18 protein-coding genes and 1 pseudogene are annotated in these 17,230 nt (G+C 54.9%); all 19 read left to right on the top strand.

Annotation, left to right across the window (positions count from 1 at the left end):
• Positions 1 to 113: 113 nt before the first annotated feature.
• Positions 114 to 249: pseudogene (locus HX898_RS33190) on the top strand (dTDP-glucose 4,6-dehydratase); the annotation flags it as partial.
• Between the two features lie 398 nt (positions 250 to 647).
• Positions 648 to 1,844, top strand: a complete 1,197-nt coding sequence (locus HX898_RS11760; protein WP_180194731.1) for a glycosyltransferase family 1 protein — start codon at positions 648 to 650, stop codon at positions 1,842 to 1,844.
• Positions 1,845 to 1,846: 2 nt separating this feature from the next.
• Entirely contained in the window at positions 1,847 to 2,782 is a 936-nt protein-coding gene (locus HX898_RS11755) for a glycosyltransferase (protein WP_138390716.1), read from the top strand.
• Positions 2,783 to 2,810: 28 nt separating this feature from the next.
• Positions 2,811 to 3,245, top strand: a complete 435-nt coding sequence (locus HX898_RS11750; RefSeq protein ID WP_180194730.1) for a hypothetical protein — start codon at positions 2,811 to 2,813, stop codon at positions 3,243 to 3,245.
• A complete protein-coding gene (locus tag HX898_RS11745; RefSeq protein ID WP_138390718.1) occupies positions 3,242 to 4,351 on the top strand; it encodes a DegT/DnrJ/EryC1/StrS family aminotransferase in 1,110 nt (369 codons plus the stop codon). The genes HX898_RS11750 and HX898_RS11745 overlap by 4 nt, the downstream gene beginning before the upstream one ends.
• Complete coding sequence (locus tag HX898_RS11740; RefSeq protein ID WP_180194729.1) at positions 4,348 to 5,118, top strand: class I SAM-dependent methyltransferase; 771 nt, start codon at positions 4,348 to 4,350, stop codon at positions 5,116 to 5,118. The genes HX898_RS11745 and HX898_RS11740 overlap by 4 nt, the downstream gene beginning before the upstream one ends.
• A 15-nt stretch (positions 5,119 to 5,133) precedes the next feature.
• Positions 5,134 to 6,333 carry a glycosyltransferase family 1 protein gene (locus tag HX898_RS11735; RefSeq protein WP_246697905.1) on the top strand — a complete coding sequence of 400 codons (1,200 nt, stop codon included), beginning with the start codon at positions 5,134 to 5,136 and terminating at the stop codon, positions 6,331 to 6,333.
• A gap of 85 nt (positions 6,334 to 6,418) precedes the next feature.
• Positions 6,419 to 7,297 (top strand): ABC transporter permease, encoded by an 879-nt coding sequence (locus HX898_RS11730; protein ID WP_138390736.1) that lies wholly within the window; start codon positions 6,419 to 6,421, stop codon positions 7,295 to 7,297.
• Entirely contained in the window at positions 7,297 to 8,616 is a 1,320-nt protein-coding gene (locus HX898_RS11725) for an ABC transporter ATP-binding protein (protein ID WP_180194728.1), read from the top strand. The genes HX898_RS11730 and HX898_RS11725 overlap by 1 nt, the downstream gene beginning before the upstream one ends.
• The gene (locus tag HX898_RS11720; RefSeq protein ID WP_180194727.1) at positions 8,613 to 9,593 is read left to right on the top strand and encodes an NAD-dependent 4,6-dehydratase LegB; all 981 of its coding nucleotides are present in this window, start codon (positions 8,613 to 8,615) and stop codon (positions 9,591 to 9,593) included. Before HX898_RS11725 ends, HX898_RS11720 begins: the two co-directional genes overlap by 4 nt.
• The gene (locus tag HX898_RS11715) at positions 9,586 to 10,299 is read left to right on the top strand and encodes a nucleotidyltransferase family protein (protein WP_018497436.1); all 714 of its coding nucleotides are present in this window, start codon (positions 9,586 to 9,588) and stop codon (positions 10,297 to 10,299) included. Before HX898_RS11720 ends, HX898_RS11715 begins: the two co-directional genes overlap by 8 nt.
• Positions 10,292 to 11,137, top strand: a complete 846-nt coding sequence (locus tag HX898_RS11710; RefSeq protein ID WP_180194726.1) for an NAD(P)-dependent oxidoreductase — start codon at positions 10,292 to 10,294, stop codon at positions 11,135 to 11,137. The genes HX898_RS11715 and HX898_RS11710 overlap by 8 nt, the downstream gene beginning before the upstream one ends.
• Before the next feature lies 1 nt (position 11,138).
• The gene (locus HX898_RS11705; protein ID WP_180194725.1) at positions 11,139 to 12,209 is read left to right on the top strand and encodes a radical SAM protein; all 1,071 of its coding nucleotides are present in this window, start codon (positions 11,139 to 11,141) and stop codon (positions 12,207 to 12,209) included.
• A 116-nt stretch (positions 12,210 to 12,325) separates the two neighbouring features.
• Entirely contained in the window at positions 12,326 to 13,342 is a 1,017-nt protein-coding gene (locus HX898_RS11700; RefSeq protein ID WP_180194724.1) for an N-acetylneuraminate synthase family protein, read from the top strand.
• Positions 13,339 to 14,016, top strand: a complete 678-nt coding sequence (locus tag HX898_RS11695) for a glycosyltransferase family protein (protein ID WP_180194723.1) — start codon at positions 13,339 to 13,341, stop codon at positions 14,014 to 14,016. The genes HX898_RS11700 and HX898_RS11695 overlap by 4 nt, the downstream gene beginning before the upstream one ends.
• Positions 13,998 to 14,963: a glycosyl transferase gene (locus HX898_RS11690; RefSeq protein WP_180194722.1), complete on the top strand. Its 966-nt coding sequence runs from the start codon at positions 13,998 to 14,000 to the stop codon at positions 14,961 to 14,963. Before HX898_RS11695 ends, HX898_RS11690 begins: the two co-directional genes overlap by 19 nt.
• Entirely contained in the window at positions 14,960 to 15,661 is a 702-nt protein-coding gene (locus HX898_RS11685; RefSeq protein WP_138390727.1) for a WbqC family protein, read from the top strand. The genes HX898_RS11690 and HX898_RS11685 overlap by 4 nt, the downstream gene beginning before the upstream one ends.
• Positions 15,658 to 16,290: a PIG-L deacetylase family protein gene (locus tag HX898_RS11680; RefSeq protein WP_180194721.1), complete on the top strand. Its 633-nt coding sequence runs from the start codon at positions 15,658 to 15,660 to the stop codon at positions 16,288 to 16,290. The genes HX898_RS11685 and HX898_RS11680 overlap by 4 nt, the downstream gene beginning before the upstream one ends.
• Positions 16,275 to 17,141, top strand: coding sequence for a hypothetical protein (locus HX898_RS11675; protein WP_180194720.1), 867 nt, complete (start codon positions 16,275 to 16,277; stop codon positions 17,139 to 17,141). Before HX898_RS11680 ends, HX898_RS11675 begins: the two co-directional genes overlap by 16 nt.
• Positions 17,142 to 17,230: the final 89 nt, after the last annotated feature.

Genomic DNA, 17,230 nt, shown 5'->3' with positions numbered 1-17,230 from the left:
CCCATGTAACTGCGGGCAGGTCGGCGAAATGAGTATCGTCGACCTCTTCGGCTGACGTGAGACTGGCACAATGAGACTAGAGCTTTCATCTGTCAGATGTCCAAGGGCTAAATATGATCCTGGTGACGGGAGGAGTCGGCTTCATCGGTGCGAATTTCGTGCTCGGCTGAGCTTGCGCTTCACGATGAACCAGTCGTCAACCTCGATGCGCTCACCTATGCCGGCAATCTTGAAAACCTTACCTCCGTGATGGCCATTCAAGCACCATAGAAGAAACTGTCGATCACTGTCTCAAGATTGCAACGACACCCTCCAAACAGGTCCAAATTTGCCTTGTGACCGGGCCGTTGTGGGTGTTGTCGTGATCGCAGGATATGCTAAGGCCAATACCAGGAATTAATTAGGTGCAACTGAATGGATGACGCGGATGGCCCCTCGCCCCAATTGGTGAGAGCGCCCTTTTGCGGATCTCCGTGACGATCAATTCGTGACAGCATCCGCTGGCTGTGACCCTTTTACAAAGGGACGAGAAATTGAGGAGCGAGATCCGCTGTGTCAGATTATCTGTGAAAAACGACGCGATTCTCCGGCCTGATCGAAATGTGAAGTAGGCGTCTGCTGGCGCGGAGGCTGAGGTTAGTCAAAGCATGAAAATTGGCATCTTGTTAGAAAACCCGATTCAGGTCGGTGGCGGATTCAATCAAGCAATCAATGCGATCGTACAACTCCAGCGTATCATCGGAAAACAGCATGAGGTCGTGGCTTTCACGACAATCAAAGCCAATCTTCAGCATCTCAAGCGGCTTGGAGTTCCCGCAGAATACCTGCCTGCCGCCGGAAGGCTATCTCGAATTGCACTCGCCGTGTTGCGCCGCTTAATCCGCAAGGAAATTGGCAAAGCGTGGATGGCAAACAAGATCGAAAATGCGCTGCTGAAAGCAGGCATGGATCTGGGGTATTTCGTTACACATTCCTCAACTCCGAACTATTTCGGCAAGCTCAACTACGTCACAACAGTCCTTGATCTCTGTCATCGGGACGATCTCGAATTTCCGGAAGTCAGCTCCGAAGGCAGATTCGAAGAACGAGAGCGGCACTTTTCCACATGCCTGCCACGTGCGGTCGCCGTCTTGGTGGCATCACATCAGCTACTGAAGAGGATTGTCGTTCGCTACGGAGTTGACGAAGAGCGCATGATTGCGATGCCGTTCGAGCCCTCTCCTTTCTTAAGTGAAGCGCATTCGATTGATCGCACAGCCGTGCTCGGCAATTACGGGCTGAGGGATGGCTATTATTTCTATCCGGCGCAATTCTGGCCTCATAAGAACCATATACGCATTCTTGAAGCGATCTCGTTGTTAAAGCAAAAGGCGGCCGTTAATTCCGACATACGCGTGGTCTTTTCGGGTGCGGACAGCGGTAATTTGGCCTGGATCAAGCAGCAAGCGCAGCGGTTAGGCGTCTCTGACAATGTGACGTTTCTCGGCTTTGTACCGGTTGATCACATGCGCGCGCTTTACGAAGGCGCTCTGGCCGTCGTGATGTCGACTTATTTTGGCCCGACCAATCTACCGCCGTTGGAAGCGTGGGCAGTCGGCCGCCCGTTGATCTATTCGGCGCACCTCAATGAACAGGTCGGCGATGCGGCGTTGTTTGCCGACGCTAATGACGCAGAGCAGTGGGCCGACGCAATGTTGCGCATTCGGGATCCTGCGGTGGCAGTTGATCTGATCGAAAAAGGGCGTAAGCAGCTAAAAGCGATCGACACGGAGCGGCTCGAAGCCGAGACCCTATTCGTACATAGACTCGAGCAATTTGCGCAACGCAGGAAATGCTGGGAATAATCATGGAATGCGCACCAGTCATACTTTTTGTCTTCAATCGTCCCATGCATATGGCACGGACTATCGCTGCATTGCAGGCAAACGAATTGGCGGAACAGACGCCGCTGTTCATTTTTTGCGACGGTCAGCGCAATGAAAAAGAAGCGGAGCGCGTGCGCCAGGTCCGTGAACAGGCAAAGACGGTAACGGGTTTCAAGTCAGTCACTATCGTCGAGCGTGAAAAAAACTATGGCCTTGCAGGCTCCATCATCGATGGCGTGGGCCGTCTGTGCGAACAATATGGCCGCGTCATCGTCGTCGAGGATGACCTGATAACCTCGCCTGACTTCTTGCGCTATATGAACCAGGGGCTGGATCTTTATGCAGATGAGGAGCGCGTCGCCAGCATTCACGGTTACGCCTATCCGGTCCCCAACGACGATGCTCCCGAGAGCTATTTCCTACGTGGGGCGGACTGTTGGGGCTGGGCCACGTGGGCCCGGGCATGGAAACATTTCGAACCCAATGGGGCTAAGCTTCTGATAGGCCTGAAAGAGAAAGGCCTTGCCAAAGCTTTCGACTATGATGGGAACGCCTTTTTCCTGGCGATGCTGCGCAATCAAGTCAAAGGCAAGAATCAATCTTGGGCGATCAGGTGGCATGCCAGCGCTTATCTGGACAATATGCTGACTCTCTACCCTCGCCAGAGCCTTGTGGAGAACTCAGGGTTTGACGACAGCGGAGTCCACTGCAGCGATGTCGATTATTACGCCGGCAGCCTCGGGCATGCGCCGGGGAAATTGCAAAAGATCCCCGTTGAAGTTAACGAACAAATGCGACTGCGCGTGTTGGGCTTTTTCGCAAAGATGCGCCGCCAGCGGATGAATGATTTTTACAAGCTCGTATTCTCGGCCGGGGTCAAGCGCATACGCAAAGTAGTCGGTTTGGCGGCATCCTGACGCATCGGTCGATTTGGGAAAGAGAAACATGATAGAAAAGATCACGAACGGTGGCGAACTGCAGGCCATGATATTGCGGTCGAACTACACGTTCGATGGTATCCAATTTTTCACGCCGGACGAATTTTCGCAGCAACTCGCCTATATGAAGCGACCGACTGGCTATGTCATCCAACCCCACGTTCACAACGCCGTCGCGCGCGAGGTCCTCTATACGAAGGAGGTCCTGCTTATAAAGTCGGGCGTTGTCCGCGTGGACTTCTATTCCGACGCGCAGGAATACTACGAAAGCGCGATCCTGCGCGCTGGCGACGTCATCCTGCTTGCCTTCGGCGGACATGGTTTTGAAATCATCGAAGAAGCTGAAATCATCGAAGTCAAACAGGGACCTTATGCCGGAGAATCCGATAAGACACGATTTGTACCGTCGGTGCGGGAACTGAAGATAAAGGGTGTCGAATGATTCCGGTCAATGAACCGCTGCTGAATGGTAACGAGAGCAAGTATCTTCTGGAATGTATCGAGACCGGCTGGATTTCCTCCGAAGGCCCTTTCATCACACGTTTTGAGCGTGAGTTTGCCGCGACTGTCGGCCGCAAGCACGCAATCGCCGTTGCGAACGGTTCGATGGCTCTCGACGCTGGCATGATGGCGCTTGGCCTGGAGGAAGGCACTGAGGTCATCATGCCGTCCTTCACGATCATTTCCTGCGCAGCAGCCATCGTGAGAGCGGGTTGTGTGCCGGTTGCGGTGGATTCGGATCCTCTCACCTGGAATATCGATCCGACGAAGATCGAAGCAGCTATTACGCCGAAGACGCGCGCCATCATGGTGGTGCATATCTATGGCCTGCCCTGCGATATGGCCGCGATCAACGAGATCGCCCGCCGCCACGACCTCAAGATCATCGAAGACGCTGCAGAAATGCATGGACAGACATATAACGGCCAGCCTTGCGGCAGTTTCGGCGATGTCAGCATTTTCAGCTTCTATCCCAATAAGCACATTACCACAGGCGAAGGTGGCATGATCGTCACCGATTCCGACGCCCTTGCCGACAGATCTCGAAGCCTGCGAAATCTCTGCTTCCTGCCTGCCCGTCGCTTTGTTCACGAGGAACTGGGCTGGAATATGCGTATGACAAATATGCAGGCGGCTTTGGGTTGCGCGCAGCTTGAGCGCCTTCCGGAATTCGTCGAGCGCAAACGTGCGATGGGCAAACTGTATACCGAGCTGCTTCAGGACCTGCCCGGCATTCAACTGCCGTTGCCCGAGACAACGTATGCCCGGAATATCTATTGGGTCTATGGCATCGTGCTGAAGGACGAGATCGATTTCGACGCAGCCGAAGCGATGAAACGATTAGCGGCTAAAGGCGTAGGCTGCCGTCCGTTTTTCTGGCCGATGCACGAGCAGCCCGTTCTGCAGAAGATGGGCTTCTTCAAGGATGCAGATCTTCCCATCGCCGCAAAGCTTGCGCGCCGCGGCTTCTATATTCCAAGCGGCATGGCGCTGAGGGAAGATCAAATTCGCGAAGTCGCGGGTATCGTCGCGGAGGTCATCCGTTGACGCCCAGTTTCGGATTGTACTCCCAGTATTACGACCTTCTCTATCAGGACAAGGATTACGAGGGCGAAACAGCTTATGTGAAAGCTCTGCTGGAGCGTTATGCCACCGGCCCAATCTCGCAGATTCTGGAGCTAGGCTCCGGCACCGGCATTCACGCCGATAAGATCGCAGAAGCCGGATATGGGGTGCTGGGTGTAGAGCTGTCTGAAACCATGCTTGCGGCGGCCATGCCGAAGGCGGCACAGTCGGGCGGCAAACTTGATTTCACGCTGGGCGATGCACGCACATTCCGGACGGATCGGCGATTCCAGGCGGTCATCTCCCTTTTTCATGTTTTGAGCTATCAGACGTCCGATGCTGATCTCGAAGCGATGATGGAGACTGTTTCCCATCATCTCGAAGACGGCGGAATTTTCATCTTCGACTTCTGGTACGGACCAGCAGTCCTTTGGCAGCGGCCGAGTACCCGCGTCAAACGCTTGGAAAACGATGAGATTTCAGTCGTTCGCGTTGCAGAGTCGGTCGTGCATGACGCCGAGAACGTCGTGGATGTCAATTACACGATCTTCGCGACGGAGAAGCTGAGCGCCAAGACCGAAATGGTTTGCGAAACCCACCGCATGCGCTACCTCTTCCTGAACGAGATAGACCGCCTCCTGACGAATGCGGGGATGAGCCGTGTGATTGCCGAAGAATGGATGTCCAGTTCGACGCCGGGGACCGAAACCTGGGGCGTCTGTGTCGTAGCGCGCAAGAACGCGGGCTGACTGTTGGCGATACATTTGGACGACCGAATTACCTTGCGCCGGAAGAGGATTGGTTTCTATCTCGGAGTAGGCCGCCATGCCGGTGGTATGTTCCAGTACGCGCAAAGCCTTGTGCAGGCCCTGACTTCAATCGACGGCACGGACGTGGATGTCATCGTTGCCTATGGGGACGAAGCCTGGCGCTCTGAACTTGATGCCAGCCCGCTGAAGGCCGTCCCGCTGCAGCACTGGAAGCGGGGCGAGACACTTGCCAAGCTGTTCATGGTTCTGCCCGGCTCCGTAGCGCGTAACATCGCGAGATGGGTGAACCCACTCGTGCGGGAATTGACATCTCTCCAATGTGATCTGTGGATTTTTCCGGCTCAAGACGCCCTGACCTGGCAGATCAAGGAGCCCTCGATCGCAACCATTCACGATTTGATGCACAGATATGAACGCAGCTTTCCAGAAGCCGGAAGCTGGTTGCGCTTTCAACTGAGAGAAAGCCGGTTCCGTCACCTTGCGAACCAGAGCGCTGCCGTGCTCGTCGATTCCGAAACCGGGCGGCGGCATGTCATGGAAAGCTACGGTACGCCAGAAGATTACATATATCCGCTGCCTTATATCGCTCCGAACTATCTTACGGATTCGGTCGAGACGCCCGCCTTCGCCGAACGCTACCGGCTTCCGGAAAAATTCTATTTTTATCCGGCGCAATTCTGGCCTCACAAGAATCACTTGCGGCTCATACAAGCGCTGGCAGCCGCGCGCAGGACTCATCCGAACATGGAACTGGTCTTGGCGGGCAATACAAAGCGCGAATATGCGGCCGTCAAAGCGATAGCAAGCGAGCTTGGGCTATCCCAAGCTGTTCACTTCGTCGGTTATGTACCGGATTCGGATCTGGCTGGGTTTTATCGTCGTGCCAGAGGGTTGGTCATGCCGACTTTTTTCGGCCCGACAAACATTCCGCCGCTTGAAGCGATGGTGTGCGGTTGCCCCGTTTTGATATCGGACAAGTATGGTATGCGTGAACAGTGCGGCGACGCGGCTCTCTATTTCTCGCCGCAATCCGTCGCGGAAATTCAAGGGGCAATGAGCCGCCTGTGGGAAGATGAAGACCTACGTTCCTCTTTGATCAAAAAGGGGCTTGAAAGAGCTTCCTTGTGGAAGCAAGAAGATTTCGACCACCGTCTGAGAGAAATTTTGGGGCGTGTCCTCGATCGAGTCGCATGATACATGGCGTTGGTCCATGCAGTCCCCTGAGGCCGTAGAAAATATGGCACGAGCAACGGCTAACGGAGAGTTTGAGCGCATTAATATGACAGGTCACGTGACAAAACAGGAAGGGGAAAGCGGCACCGAACCCTGGGATATAGTCATCAAGCCGTCCGGCACCATCAGCGTTGGGCTGACGACCGCGTGGAAATATCGTGAACTTATCTGGATGTTCTTCAAAAGGGATTTCACGACATTCTACAAGCAAACCGTGCTTGGACCGGTTTGGTATCTCATACAACCGATACTGACGACGGTCACCTATTACATCGTCTTCGGAAAGATCGCCAATCTCTCCACCGATGGAATTTCCCCGCTTGTCTTTTATATGTCCGGCACCATTATCTGGAATTATTTCTCAGCTTGCCTCACCAATAACTCAGAAACATTTTCGAAAAACTCGAACTTGTTTGGAAAAGTGTATTTCCCCCGGCTAGTCGTACCACTCGCAGTCGCGATGAGCGGCCTGGTCGCATTTGCCATCCAATTCACGCTGCTGCTTACGATCTCTTTTGTTCTCTGGCTTAGTCAGGATGATATTGTGATCAGCTTGCGTTTCGTTTTCGCGACACCATTGATTTTGCTATATGTTGCAACGCTTGGTGTGGGAATGGGACTCTTGGTTTCCGCGCTGACAGTTCGATATCGTGATCTGGTTTATGCCGTCGGTTTCGTTACGCAGCTTTGGATGTATGCGACACCCGTCGTCTATGCTTTCAGCCAGGTTCCCGAACGATATCAATGGTTTTACTACCTCAATCCGATGACGACTCCGGTTCAGGTATTCCGTTGGGCACTTTTCGACGCGTCGCCGCTTCCTCTGAGCATTTGCCTGGCGAATGTCGCGGCCACTCTGATTATTATGTTTGGCGGCTTGATACTTTTTGCGCGGGCTGAGGCAACCGCTATGGATACCGTTTGATGAATGATATCGTTATACGCGCCGAGAATGTCAGCAAACACTATCGCTTGGGTATCATTAATCACGGCACCTTGTACCGCGACCTCCAAAGCTGGTGGGCGCGGTTCCGCAATCTGCCGGACCCCAATGCCTCTGTGTCGGATTACGCTTCCGACAGACAGAACAAGACTCGGCTTAAGAACGACATTTTTCACGCCCTGGATGATGTGTCCTTCGAGATTTCCCGCGGCGATATCGTTGGCGTAATCGGTCGCAATGGGGCAGGCAAGTCGACCCTTCTGAAGCTGATGTCTCGCATAACGCGTCCAACCTCGGGCTATATTGGCATTCGAGGCCGGATTGCGAGCCTCTTGGAAGTCGGAACCGGCTTCCACCCCGAACTCACAGGCCGCGAAAACGTTTACTTAAACGGTGCCATTCTTGGAATGACACACTCCGAAGTTCGCGCGAAGTTCGATGAGATCGTCGAGTTCGCAGAAATCGGCGATTTCATCGACACCCCAGTCAAACGTTACTCTTCAGGCATGTATGTTCGACTTGCCTTTTCCGTTGCGGCACATCTGGAACCCGAAATACTTCTTGTCGATGAGGTTCTGGCAGTTGGCGACGTCAACTTCCAGAACAAATGTATGGGCCGAATGCGGGAGGTGACCAAGGCGGGCCGAACAATCATGTTCGTCAGCCATAATATGACGGCTGTAAGCAGTCTTTGCCCTCGATCCATTCTGTTGTCCGACGGTCGCGTGGCTGCCGTGGGCAGTACGTCCGATGTCATTCGCGCCTATCTCGACCGGCCTGAACTGAGCGGGAAGATAGATTTTGAAATCAACCCACAGGATGTCGACGGCAAGGCGGTGATCTCTCGCCTTTCCATCCGAAAGGAAGATGGCGAGCTAGCACAAACAGTTGAACTCACGAAGAATTTTGTCATCGAGATGGAGTATGAACTGCGCGAACCACTGACAGGGCTTTCCGTCGGGCTGCAGATCATGATGGAGGATGGTTATTCCGCGGTCATCAGCCTGTCTGATCCGGAACTCGACGTAAGCCGCCTCGACACCCGGTCCCCAGGTTATTATCGGGCGCGAGTAGTCATTCCGGCTAGCTTGTTGAACACCGGAACCTTTTATCTCCGCGCCGGCATTTCCAGCCGTTTTTCGATCTATTCGGTGGTTGAAGGCATACGGTTCGAAGTCGAAGACAATGTCGGGATCATCCAGATGCTGGGGCAGCAGCGAAAACCGTCGATTTCGGCGATCCAGCTCCCCTGGGATGTGAAGATGCTCTACCTCCGCGATTCTGAAGGCTTATTGAAATGAAGAAAGTACTCGTGACCGGTGCGGACGGCTTCATCGGCTCTCACCTCGTTGAAACCTTGGTCAAGGCAGGCGTGGAAGTCCGCGCCCTCTGCCAGTACAACTCGTTTTCCAGCTGGGGCTGGCTGGACCAGTCTGAATACCGCGGCAAGTTCGAGGTCATTCTTGGAGACGTTCGCGACCCGGCACAAATGCGTGCCGTCGCTAAAGGCGTTGACACGATATTTCATCTGGCCGCGCTCATCGCTATTCCCTATTCCTATCAGGCGCCGTCCAGCTATGTAGACACCAACATTAATGGCACGTTGAATGTGCTTCAGGGCGCTCTCGATGCCGGCGTTGGCCGTGTCATCCAGACCTCGACCAGCGAGGTCTACGGCACGGCTCGCTTTGTCCCAATCAGCGAAAGTCATCCGCTGCAGGCACAGTCGCCCTATTCGGCGTCAAAAATCGGTGCTGACGCGATGGCCTACAGCTATCATTCGAGCTTCGACCTGCCGGTGACGATCGCACGGCCCTTCAACACGTTCGGCCCGCGACAATCTGCAAGGGCGGTTATTCCGACTGTGATTTCACAGCTTCTGAGTGGACGAACGACGCTGAAGCTTGGTGCGCTCTCGCCCACCCGGGATTTCAATTTCGTGCAGGATACATGCGACGGCTTTCTGGCGCTCGCGGCCTGCGACGAAGCCATCGGACAGACGGTCAATATCGGCTCGGGCAGCGAGATATCGATCGGCGATACCGTTCGGCTGATCGCCGACATCATCGGCGTCAGCGTGGAGATCGAATGCGACGAACAGCGTTTGCGTCCGGCAAACAGCGAAGTGGAACGTTTGTGCTGCGACAACAGCCTGATCAAGTCTCTGACAGGATTTTCGCCGCGTTACAGCTTGGAAGATGGTCTGAAGGCAACGATCGACTGGCTGCGTCAGCCACAGAACCTGGCGAGATACAAGGCGGATATCTTCAATGTCTAGGCGCGCAGTCATTCTGGCGGGCGGAATGGGAACGCGGTTGCGGCCCTATACCGTCGTTCTTCCAAAGCCTTTGATGCCGATCGGCGACTATCCTATTCTTGAGGTGATCATTCGTCAGCTGATATCGGGCGGATTTCAGCATATAACGCTTGCCGTCAACCACCAGGCCGAGCTGATCAAGGCTTTTTTCCAGGATGGCGACAAGTGGGGTGTGCGTATCGATTACTCGCTCGAGGACGAGCCTCTTGGCACCATGGGGCCGCTGCGGCTGATAAAGGATCTGCCGGAGAATTTCCTGGTGATGAACGGCGACATTCTGACGGATCTCAACTATGCCGATTTTCATGATGCCCACGTCCGCGACGGAAATATATTCACGATCTCGTCCAAGACGCGTCAGCATCGTATAGACTATGGCGTTCTTGACACCGGCGAGGCCGGGCTGCTGACCGGTTTTCGCGAGAAACCGACGGCTGAATACAAAGTCAGCATGGGCGTCTACATGGTGTCTTCGAGGGCCGTGGAGCACATACCACAAGGTGGCGCCTATGGCTTTGATCAGTTGATGCTTGATCTTCTTGCGGCCGGCAAGCCGGCCACGGTTCGAGATTTTGCGGGCTATTGGCTCGATATCGGACGGCCTGACGATTATGCCTTGGCGATCGAGCAGTTTGAATCCATGCAGTCCAGGTTCTTGAATGGTTGATGCCATCGTCACCGGTGCTGGCGGTTTTCTCGGCAGGCGTTTGGTCAGACGGCTCAAGCAGGCCGGTTTTGACGTGCTTGCGCTTGACCGAACACACGGAGATATAAGCGAAGAGCAGCTTTGGCAGGAGCTTCCCGCGGCGCGCACGCTGTTTCACCTTGCCGGCAAGACATTCGTTCCGGATAGCTGGAGCCAAGGACCGAGTTTCATGACCGCCAACGTCCTTGGAACGCAACATGCTTTGAGCTGGTGCAAGCGACACAAGGCCAAACTCGTGTTCGCAAGTGCCTATATTTACGGGGTGCCTGACCGGCTGCCGATCCATGAAAGCGATCCGGTCAGGCCGAACAACCCCTACGCTCTTTCCAAACATCTTGCCGAACAGCTTTGTGAGTTCGCCGCCACGCACGAGCAGATACCGGTGGTGGTATTGCGCCTTTTCAATATATACGGCTCAGGGCAGCGCCCCGAATTCCTGATACCGACGCTTCTGAACCGGATACGGACGAAGCAGGAAATACAGGTCCTGGATCTCAGTCCCCGGCGTGACTATATCTTCGTTGAAGATGTCCTGAGCGCCTTTGCCAAGGCCATGGACGTCGTGGAAGGCTACCATTGCATCAATATCGGCTCCGGAATGTCGTATTCGGTGCAGGAAATAATCGACATCTTGCAAGAAGCTGCCGGCACTGCTCTACCTGTAGTGTCATCTTGCACAGTTCGGCGGAATGAAATACCTGACGTGCGGGCCGATATCACGCGGGCTCGCACCGTTCTCGGATGGCGGCCGGAATGGGATCTGCCGGCCGGGATGCGCGCGATGATGAAGGAGTCGTAAATTGAACGAACGTTACGTTCCGATCAACAAGGGCAACTACTCGATGGACACGGTCGAGCGCGAAGCCGCGTTCGACAAATTCCGGGGCGAAGGGTGGGAAGCCGAATACGCAGATTACCGTCGCAAGTGGTCAGAATATGCCCTGAACCAGCAGGTTTCGGATTATCCGCTGCTGGTCGATCTCGAGCTGGCGTCGATCTGCAATCTGCGCTGCCCGATGTGCTACACGATCAGTGACGAGTTCAAGAAAAGTGTGAACACGACGCGGATGGACTGGGATCTCTACTGCCGCATCATCGATGAGATCGGCGGCAAGGTTCCTGCGATCCGTCTGTCGCTGCGGGGCGAGGCCACGCTGCACAAGCGCTTCGCCGACTGTGTGCGCTATGCCAAGGATCATGGGATCAAGGAAGTCTCGACCCTCACGCACGGCTTCAAGCTCAACAGAGACTATTTCGCTCAGCTTGTCGATGCCGGCATCGACTGGATCACCGTTTCGATCGATGGCACCGGTGAGACCTACGAGAAGATACGCAAGCCGATCAAGTTCGAGGCCCTGCTCGATAAGATCAAAGACATCAAGAAGTACAAAGACGAGCGTGGTCTCCACCGTCCGGTCATCAAGGTGCAGGGCATCTGGCCGGCGATCAGGGAAAATCCGGATCTTTACTATGAGACGTTTGCACCTCACGTGGATCTGGTCGCCTTCAATCCGCTGATCGACTATCTCGGCAACGATTCTGACGTTCAATATTTGGATAACTTCACCTGCCCGCAGCAATACCAGCGCCTCGTTATCGGCGCCGACGGGCTTGTGATGAAGTGCTCGAACGACGAGGAAAATCGCGAAGTCATTGGTGACGCGACGATGGAGACGGTACACCAGATTTGGCACGGCGAAAAAATGAATGCAGTGCGTGCTTTGCACAAGGAACCGCAGGGCTTCTTGAAAAGCGAAGTATGCCGCCGATGCTACCTGCCTCGCCTGACGGATGACGAGCCGACAGAAATCTGCGGCCGGAAAGTGATTGTTCGAAATTACGTGGATCGGGCTCAGGAAATCGGAAAGTAGAGCAGCAGCCGGGAGTTGCATGCCGGTCGCGTGCGGGATGACATCGCACAGAGCGGGACTAAGCTGTGCTACCGCTACTGGAACGCCGGCTGTAGAGTGAATTGCAGGAGTAGCAGATGTTCCGGAACTACCGACCCGACCGGTGTTATATTATCGCCGAAATCGGCGGGAATTTTACGACTTTTGATCAGGCAAGACGGCTGATCGATGAGGCGAAGGCGTCCGGCGTGGACGCTGTCAAGCTCCAGACTTATCGGGCAGAGACCCTGTCGAGCCGCAATGCCATGTTCGATATGGAAAACACCGGCGTTACCTCGCAATTCGAGCTTTTCCGTAAATATGAAATCGGGCACGAGCTTCACGAAGCGGTTTTCCGCTATGCCGAGGAGCATGGGCTGGACTGGTTTTCGTCACCCTCACACGAAACGGATGTCGATCTGCTGGAGAAGTGCGGGGTTGGTGCCCACAAGGTGGGCTCTGACGACGCGGTCAACATTCCCTTCCTCCGCTACCTGGCAAAAACGGGCAAGCCGATAATCCTGTCGACGGGAATGTCGACGCTCGACGAAGTTCGGGAATCCGTTGCGGCAATCAAGGAGGCGGGCAACGACAAGCTCATTCTGCTGCACGCCATCACAAGCTACCCGACGCATCCGGAAAATGTGAACCTGCGCGCCATGCAAACGATGATGGAAGCGTTTCCGGATCTCGACGTTGGCTATTCCGACCATACGTTGACCCCGGTCGCCAGCCTTTGTGCCGCCGCGATGGGCGCGCGGGTTATAGAGCGGCATTTCACCTACGACAAAACCGCCGACGGTCCCGACCACATACTCTCGGCCGATCCGGCGGAAATGAAATGGCTTGTGGATGCGATACGTGCGTTCGAGGTCATGAAAGGCACTGGTCGCAAGGAACCGGCAGCCAGTGAAGCGACGACCAGATTGAACAACCGCAAGAGCATTGTCGTCAATCGACCGCTCAATGCCGGCGATGTCATCTCTGCTGGCGATATCTCGGTCAAACGACCTGGGACAGGGATTGAACCTAAGCATCTCGACACTCTTGCGGGGCGACGGCTCGTGAAGGATCTCGATGCGGACGCCGTTCTCCAGTGGAGCGATCTGGCGTGACGCTTGGCATCATTATCCAAGCGCGGATGGGATCGACCCGATTGCCGGGAAAGGTGCTTCGCGACATTTCCGGCAAGCCGCTTCTCGGACATGTCCTGGGTAGGCTTCAGATGTTGACGCGGCCTGCTAGGGTTGTCGTTGCAACATCATCGGCCGGCGAGAACGATATGATCGAAGCCTGGTGCCTTGAGCATGGCGTAAGCTGCTTTCGTGGCGACGAAGCCGATGTTCTCGATCGTTATTTTCAATGCGCAAAATCGCTCGGAATGTCCGACATTGTTCGATTGACCGCGGATAATCCTTTCACTGACATCGAGGAGCTCGAAAGGCTGATCGATCTGCACCAAAGACAGGGATTCGACTACACGCATGCGTTCGGCCAGTTGCCTATAGGCGTCGGCGCCGAAATATTTACCTTCGAAGCGCTGTCGCGCAGTCATCGCGAGGGAAAACTGCCGCACCATCGCGAGCACGTGAATGAATACTTCACCGACCGGCCGGAACTGTTCAAGATCGGCCAGCTCGACGTGCCGCCGGCTAAAATATCCCCCGAACTGCGCCTGACGGTAGATACTGAAGAAGACTGGAGACGTGCCTGTGCTCTTACAGCGCGCGGGGGTGGGAACTGGCTCGGGACAGAAGAAGCGATCAGACTATGTTCGTCTTCTGCATAGAAAGTTCGCATGCACGCGGAATGGGGCATCTGTTTCGATCGTTGACACTCGCCACCGAACTGCGTTCGCGCGGTCATCCGGTCCTATTTCTAGCGAACGATCATCCGAATTCGTTGAGGATCATCCGGGAACGCGGCTTTGACGTGGCGCTTTATGATCTCGCCTCCGTGACCGGATGGGAGAATGGCTTTATCGAACCCGATGCAACATCCTCGGTCTGGATCAATGACCGCCTCAATACGCAGCGATCCCACAGTGAAGCGATCAAGCGTTTGGGCGCCAAGCTCGTTACCTTTGATGATCGTGGCGATGGCGCGGAACTTGCCGACATCAACATCTGCGCTCTCCTGTTCGAAAAGACGAAGGATCTCAAGGGCAAGGATGTTCGGCTGGGGGTGGAGTACATGATACTCAATCCGGAAATCGCGGCGTTTCGCAGGCTTCGGCAAAGCCTCGCGTCGATCCTGGTCACGCTCGGCGGCGCCGATACCTACGGCGTGACTGTCCGCGTCGCCAAATGGCTGAGCAACAAGCCTTTTCCTGTCACCATCGTCACGGGCCCGAGCTTCCAACACATGGCGGAGCTTGAAGAGGTCGTCGCGACCGCGGCACCCGATCGGTTCAAACTGCTCAACCAGGTGCCGTCGCTTGCGGCAGAGATGCATGGCCACGATCTGGCGATTACCGGCGGCGGTGTGACCCCATTCGAAGCCTGTGCGGCTGGCTTGCCATGTGTGGTGATCGCCAACGAACCTTTCGAAATTCCGGTCGGGCGTGCACTCGAGGGGTTAGGAGCGGCGTTCTTTGCCGGGCATCACTCGGCGTTCGATCTCGGCATCCTGGAAAAGCCGATCCCCATCAGGACCATGAGCGAGACTGCCATGGCCAAGGTTGACCTTGGCGGCGTCGGCCGCGTTGCCGATTTGCTTGAAAGACTGGCTGCATGACCATCACAGCGGTTATTCACCAGCCGGATTTCGCTTCATATCTCGGCTTTTTTCAGCGTTTTTTGAATGCCAACCTCTATATCGTTCTCGATCACGTTCAGTTTGTCCATGGCACGAGCAAGAGCTGGACGCATCGTGATAAAATAAAGACGGCACAGGGCGATCGGTGGCTCACCGTCGGAATCAGAAAGCCAAGGCTCGGCACCCGGATCAACGAGGTGGAAATGGCGCCCGGCACCGAATGGATTGACCAAAACCTTTCCCTGCTTCGCGAAAACTATCGCAAGTCCGCCGGTTGGAGCGAGGTCTTTCCGCGCATCGAGGCTCTCTACGGCAAGCGGTTCGATCTGCTGGCCGATTTCAACATGCATTTCCTCGAAGGCATCCTGGATATGCTTCAAATCACCATGCCAACAGTGCGGTCGAGTGCGTTAAGCCCGGAGGGGCATAAGAACGAATTGCTTATCGAACTGCTGCGCAAGGTAGGAGCAACACGTTATCTCTCAGGTCTCGGCGCGCGCGGCTATATGCAGCCTGAACTGTTCGAGGCAGCCGGGATCGAAATCGAATGGCAGCATTTCGTCCATCCGGTTTATCCACAGCCCTTCGGCGAGTTCATGCCCTATCTCAGCATCCTCGACACACTGCTGAATTGTGGTATTGCAGGCACGCGTGACCTGCTCTGGAGTTGCAAATGAATATTCTCGCGATCGGTGCCCATTTTGACGACGTGGAACTAGGCTGTGGCGGTGCATTGGCGCGTCACGCTACAAACGGCGACACGGTTTATGTCTATGTCGCGACCGTATCCGGCTTTTCCAACCAGTATGACCAGTCCGTCCGCAGCAGCCAGGTCGCTAGAGCCGAAGCGGATGCTGCGATGGAAATTCTCGGCGTCCAAAAGATGTTCTGTGGTGAGTTCAAAACCCTTCAGATCGAATTCGTCGATCCGCTGAATATCGAGATCCTCAAGCTCGTGCAGGATCTGAAGATCGATATGGTCTACACCCACTGGGTCGGAGACATCCACCATGACCACCTGGCCTTGTCGCGCGCATCGCTGCACAGCTGCCGCCATGTGCCTCGTCTGCTGATGTACCGCAGCAACTGGTACCATTCGACGGTCGATTTCAGGGGGAATTTCTACGTCGACATCACCTCCCATTGGGACCAGAAGGAAAAGGCGATCCTTGCCCATGAATCCGAGATGGAGCGCACGGGGCGGAAATGGGTGAGCTTCTTCCGCAACGAAGCCGAGAACGCCGGCCAGCGCATCGGTGTAAAATACGCGGAGGTTTTTGAGGTGGTGAAGTGGCTGCAGCTTTGAGGAAGATTTTGACCTTTGGCTCCATGCTGCTCCCCTATGGTGTGCATGAGTTGAGGCGCAGGCTAAGTACTCGCCACAAATTCTCTGCTGATGTCGCGAGATCACTGGCAGAAAATAGACAGCTTGCTGGTCAGCACGAGGGTGGCCGCTGTTTTATTTTAGGGAACGGCCCGAGCGTCAAGGGCTTGGATCTGTCGCGACTTCATGGCGAAGCCGTTATAACCGTTTCCAACGGCTATTTGCACTCCGATTTTGGCAAGTTCCAGTCTCGTTATCATTGTGTCCCGCAGATTACCTACGTGACGATGACATCGGAGGACGTGATCGACTGGTTTAACGAGATGCATTCGCACTTGGGCGCCGCGGAACTGTTTCTCAGTTCTACTGAAGCGGAGCTCGTTCGAAAACACAATCTGTTTTCAGGGCGAACGGTTCGGTATCTCCTGCTCGGTGAAAGCTTCGACGAAAGAACATCAGAGGAAATCGTCGATATCTCTCAACCGGTCCCTCGTGTCGAGTCGGTGCCGGTGATGGCCTTGATGATAGCGATGTATCTTGGTTTCAAAGAGATCATCCTGCTCGGCGTCGACCACGATCGTTTCCTGTCATCAACCTACCAATATGCGTTCGACCTCAAGGTGCAAAAGGGAAAAGATTTCACCGTCAATGCGGACGGCACCCTGACAAGGAGCCGTCACGACGAGTTTCAGCAGCTGGCGCGGCTGTGGCGGCAGTATCGAGCCATCGCAAATATTGCCAAAGCGAATGGTATCCGCGTCGTCAATTCCACACCCGGCGGAGCACTGGACGAATTTGAGAGGCGGCCTTTCCAAGCTTGGTTCGAAGAATGAAGCGCCTTCATCCTGCGTCAGTACTGGTTGATAGAACAAACGCGCGGTTCGCTGTCGCCGATGTGTCTTTTGCGCAACGGCCAGATTTC

Source organism: Rhizobium sp. WYCCWR 11128 (genome assembly GCF_013416305.1).
In the GTDB taxonomy this organism is placed as follows: Bacteria; Pseudomonadota; Alphaproteobacteria; order Rhizobiales; family Rhizobiaceae; genus Rhizobium; species Rhizobium indicum.
Note: the sequence above shows the minus strand (reverse complement) of the source record. Positions and strands in the feature narration are given on the sequence as shown.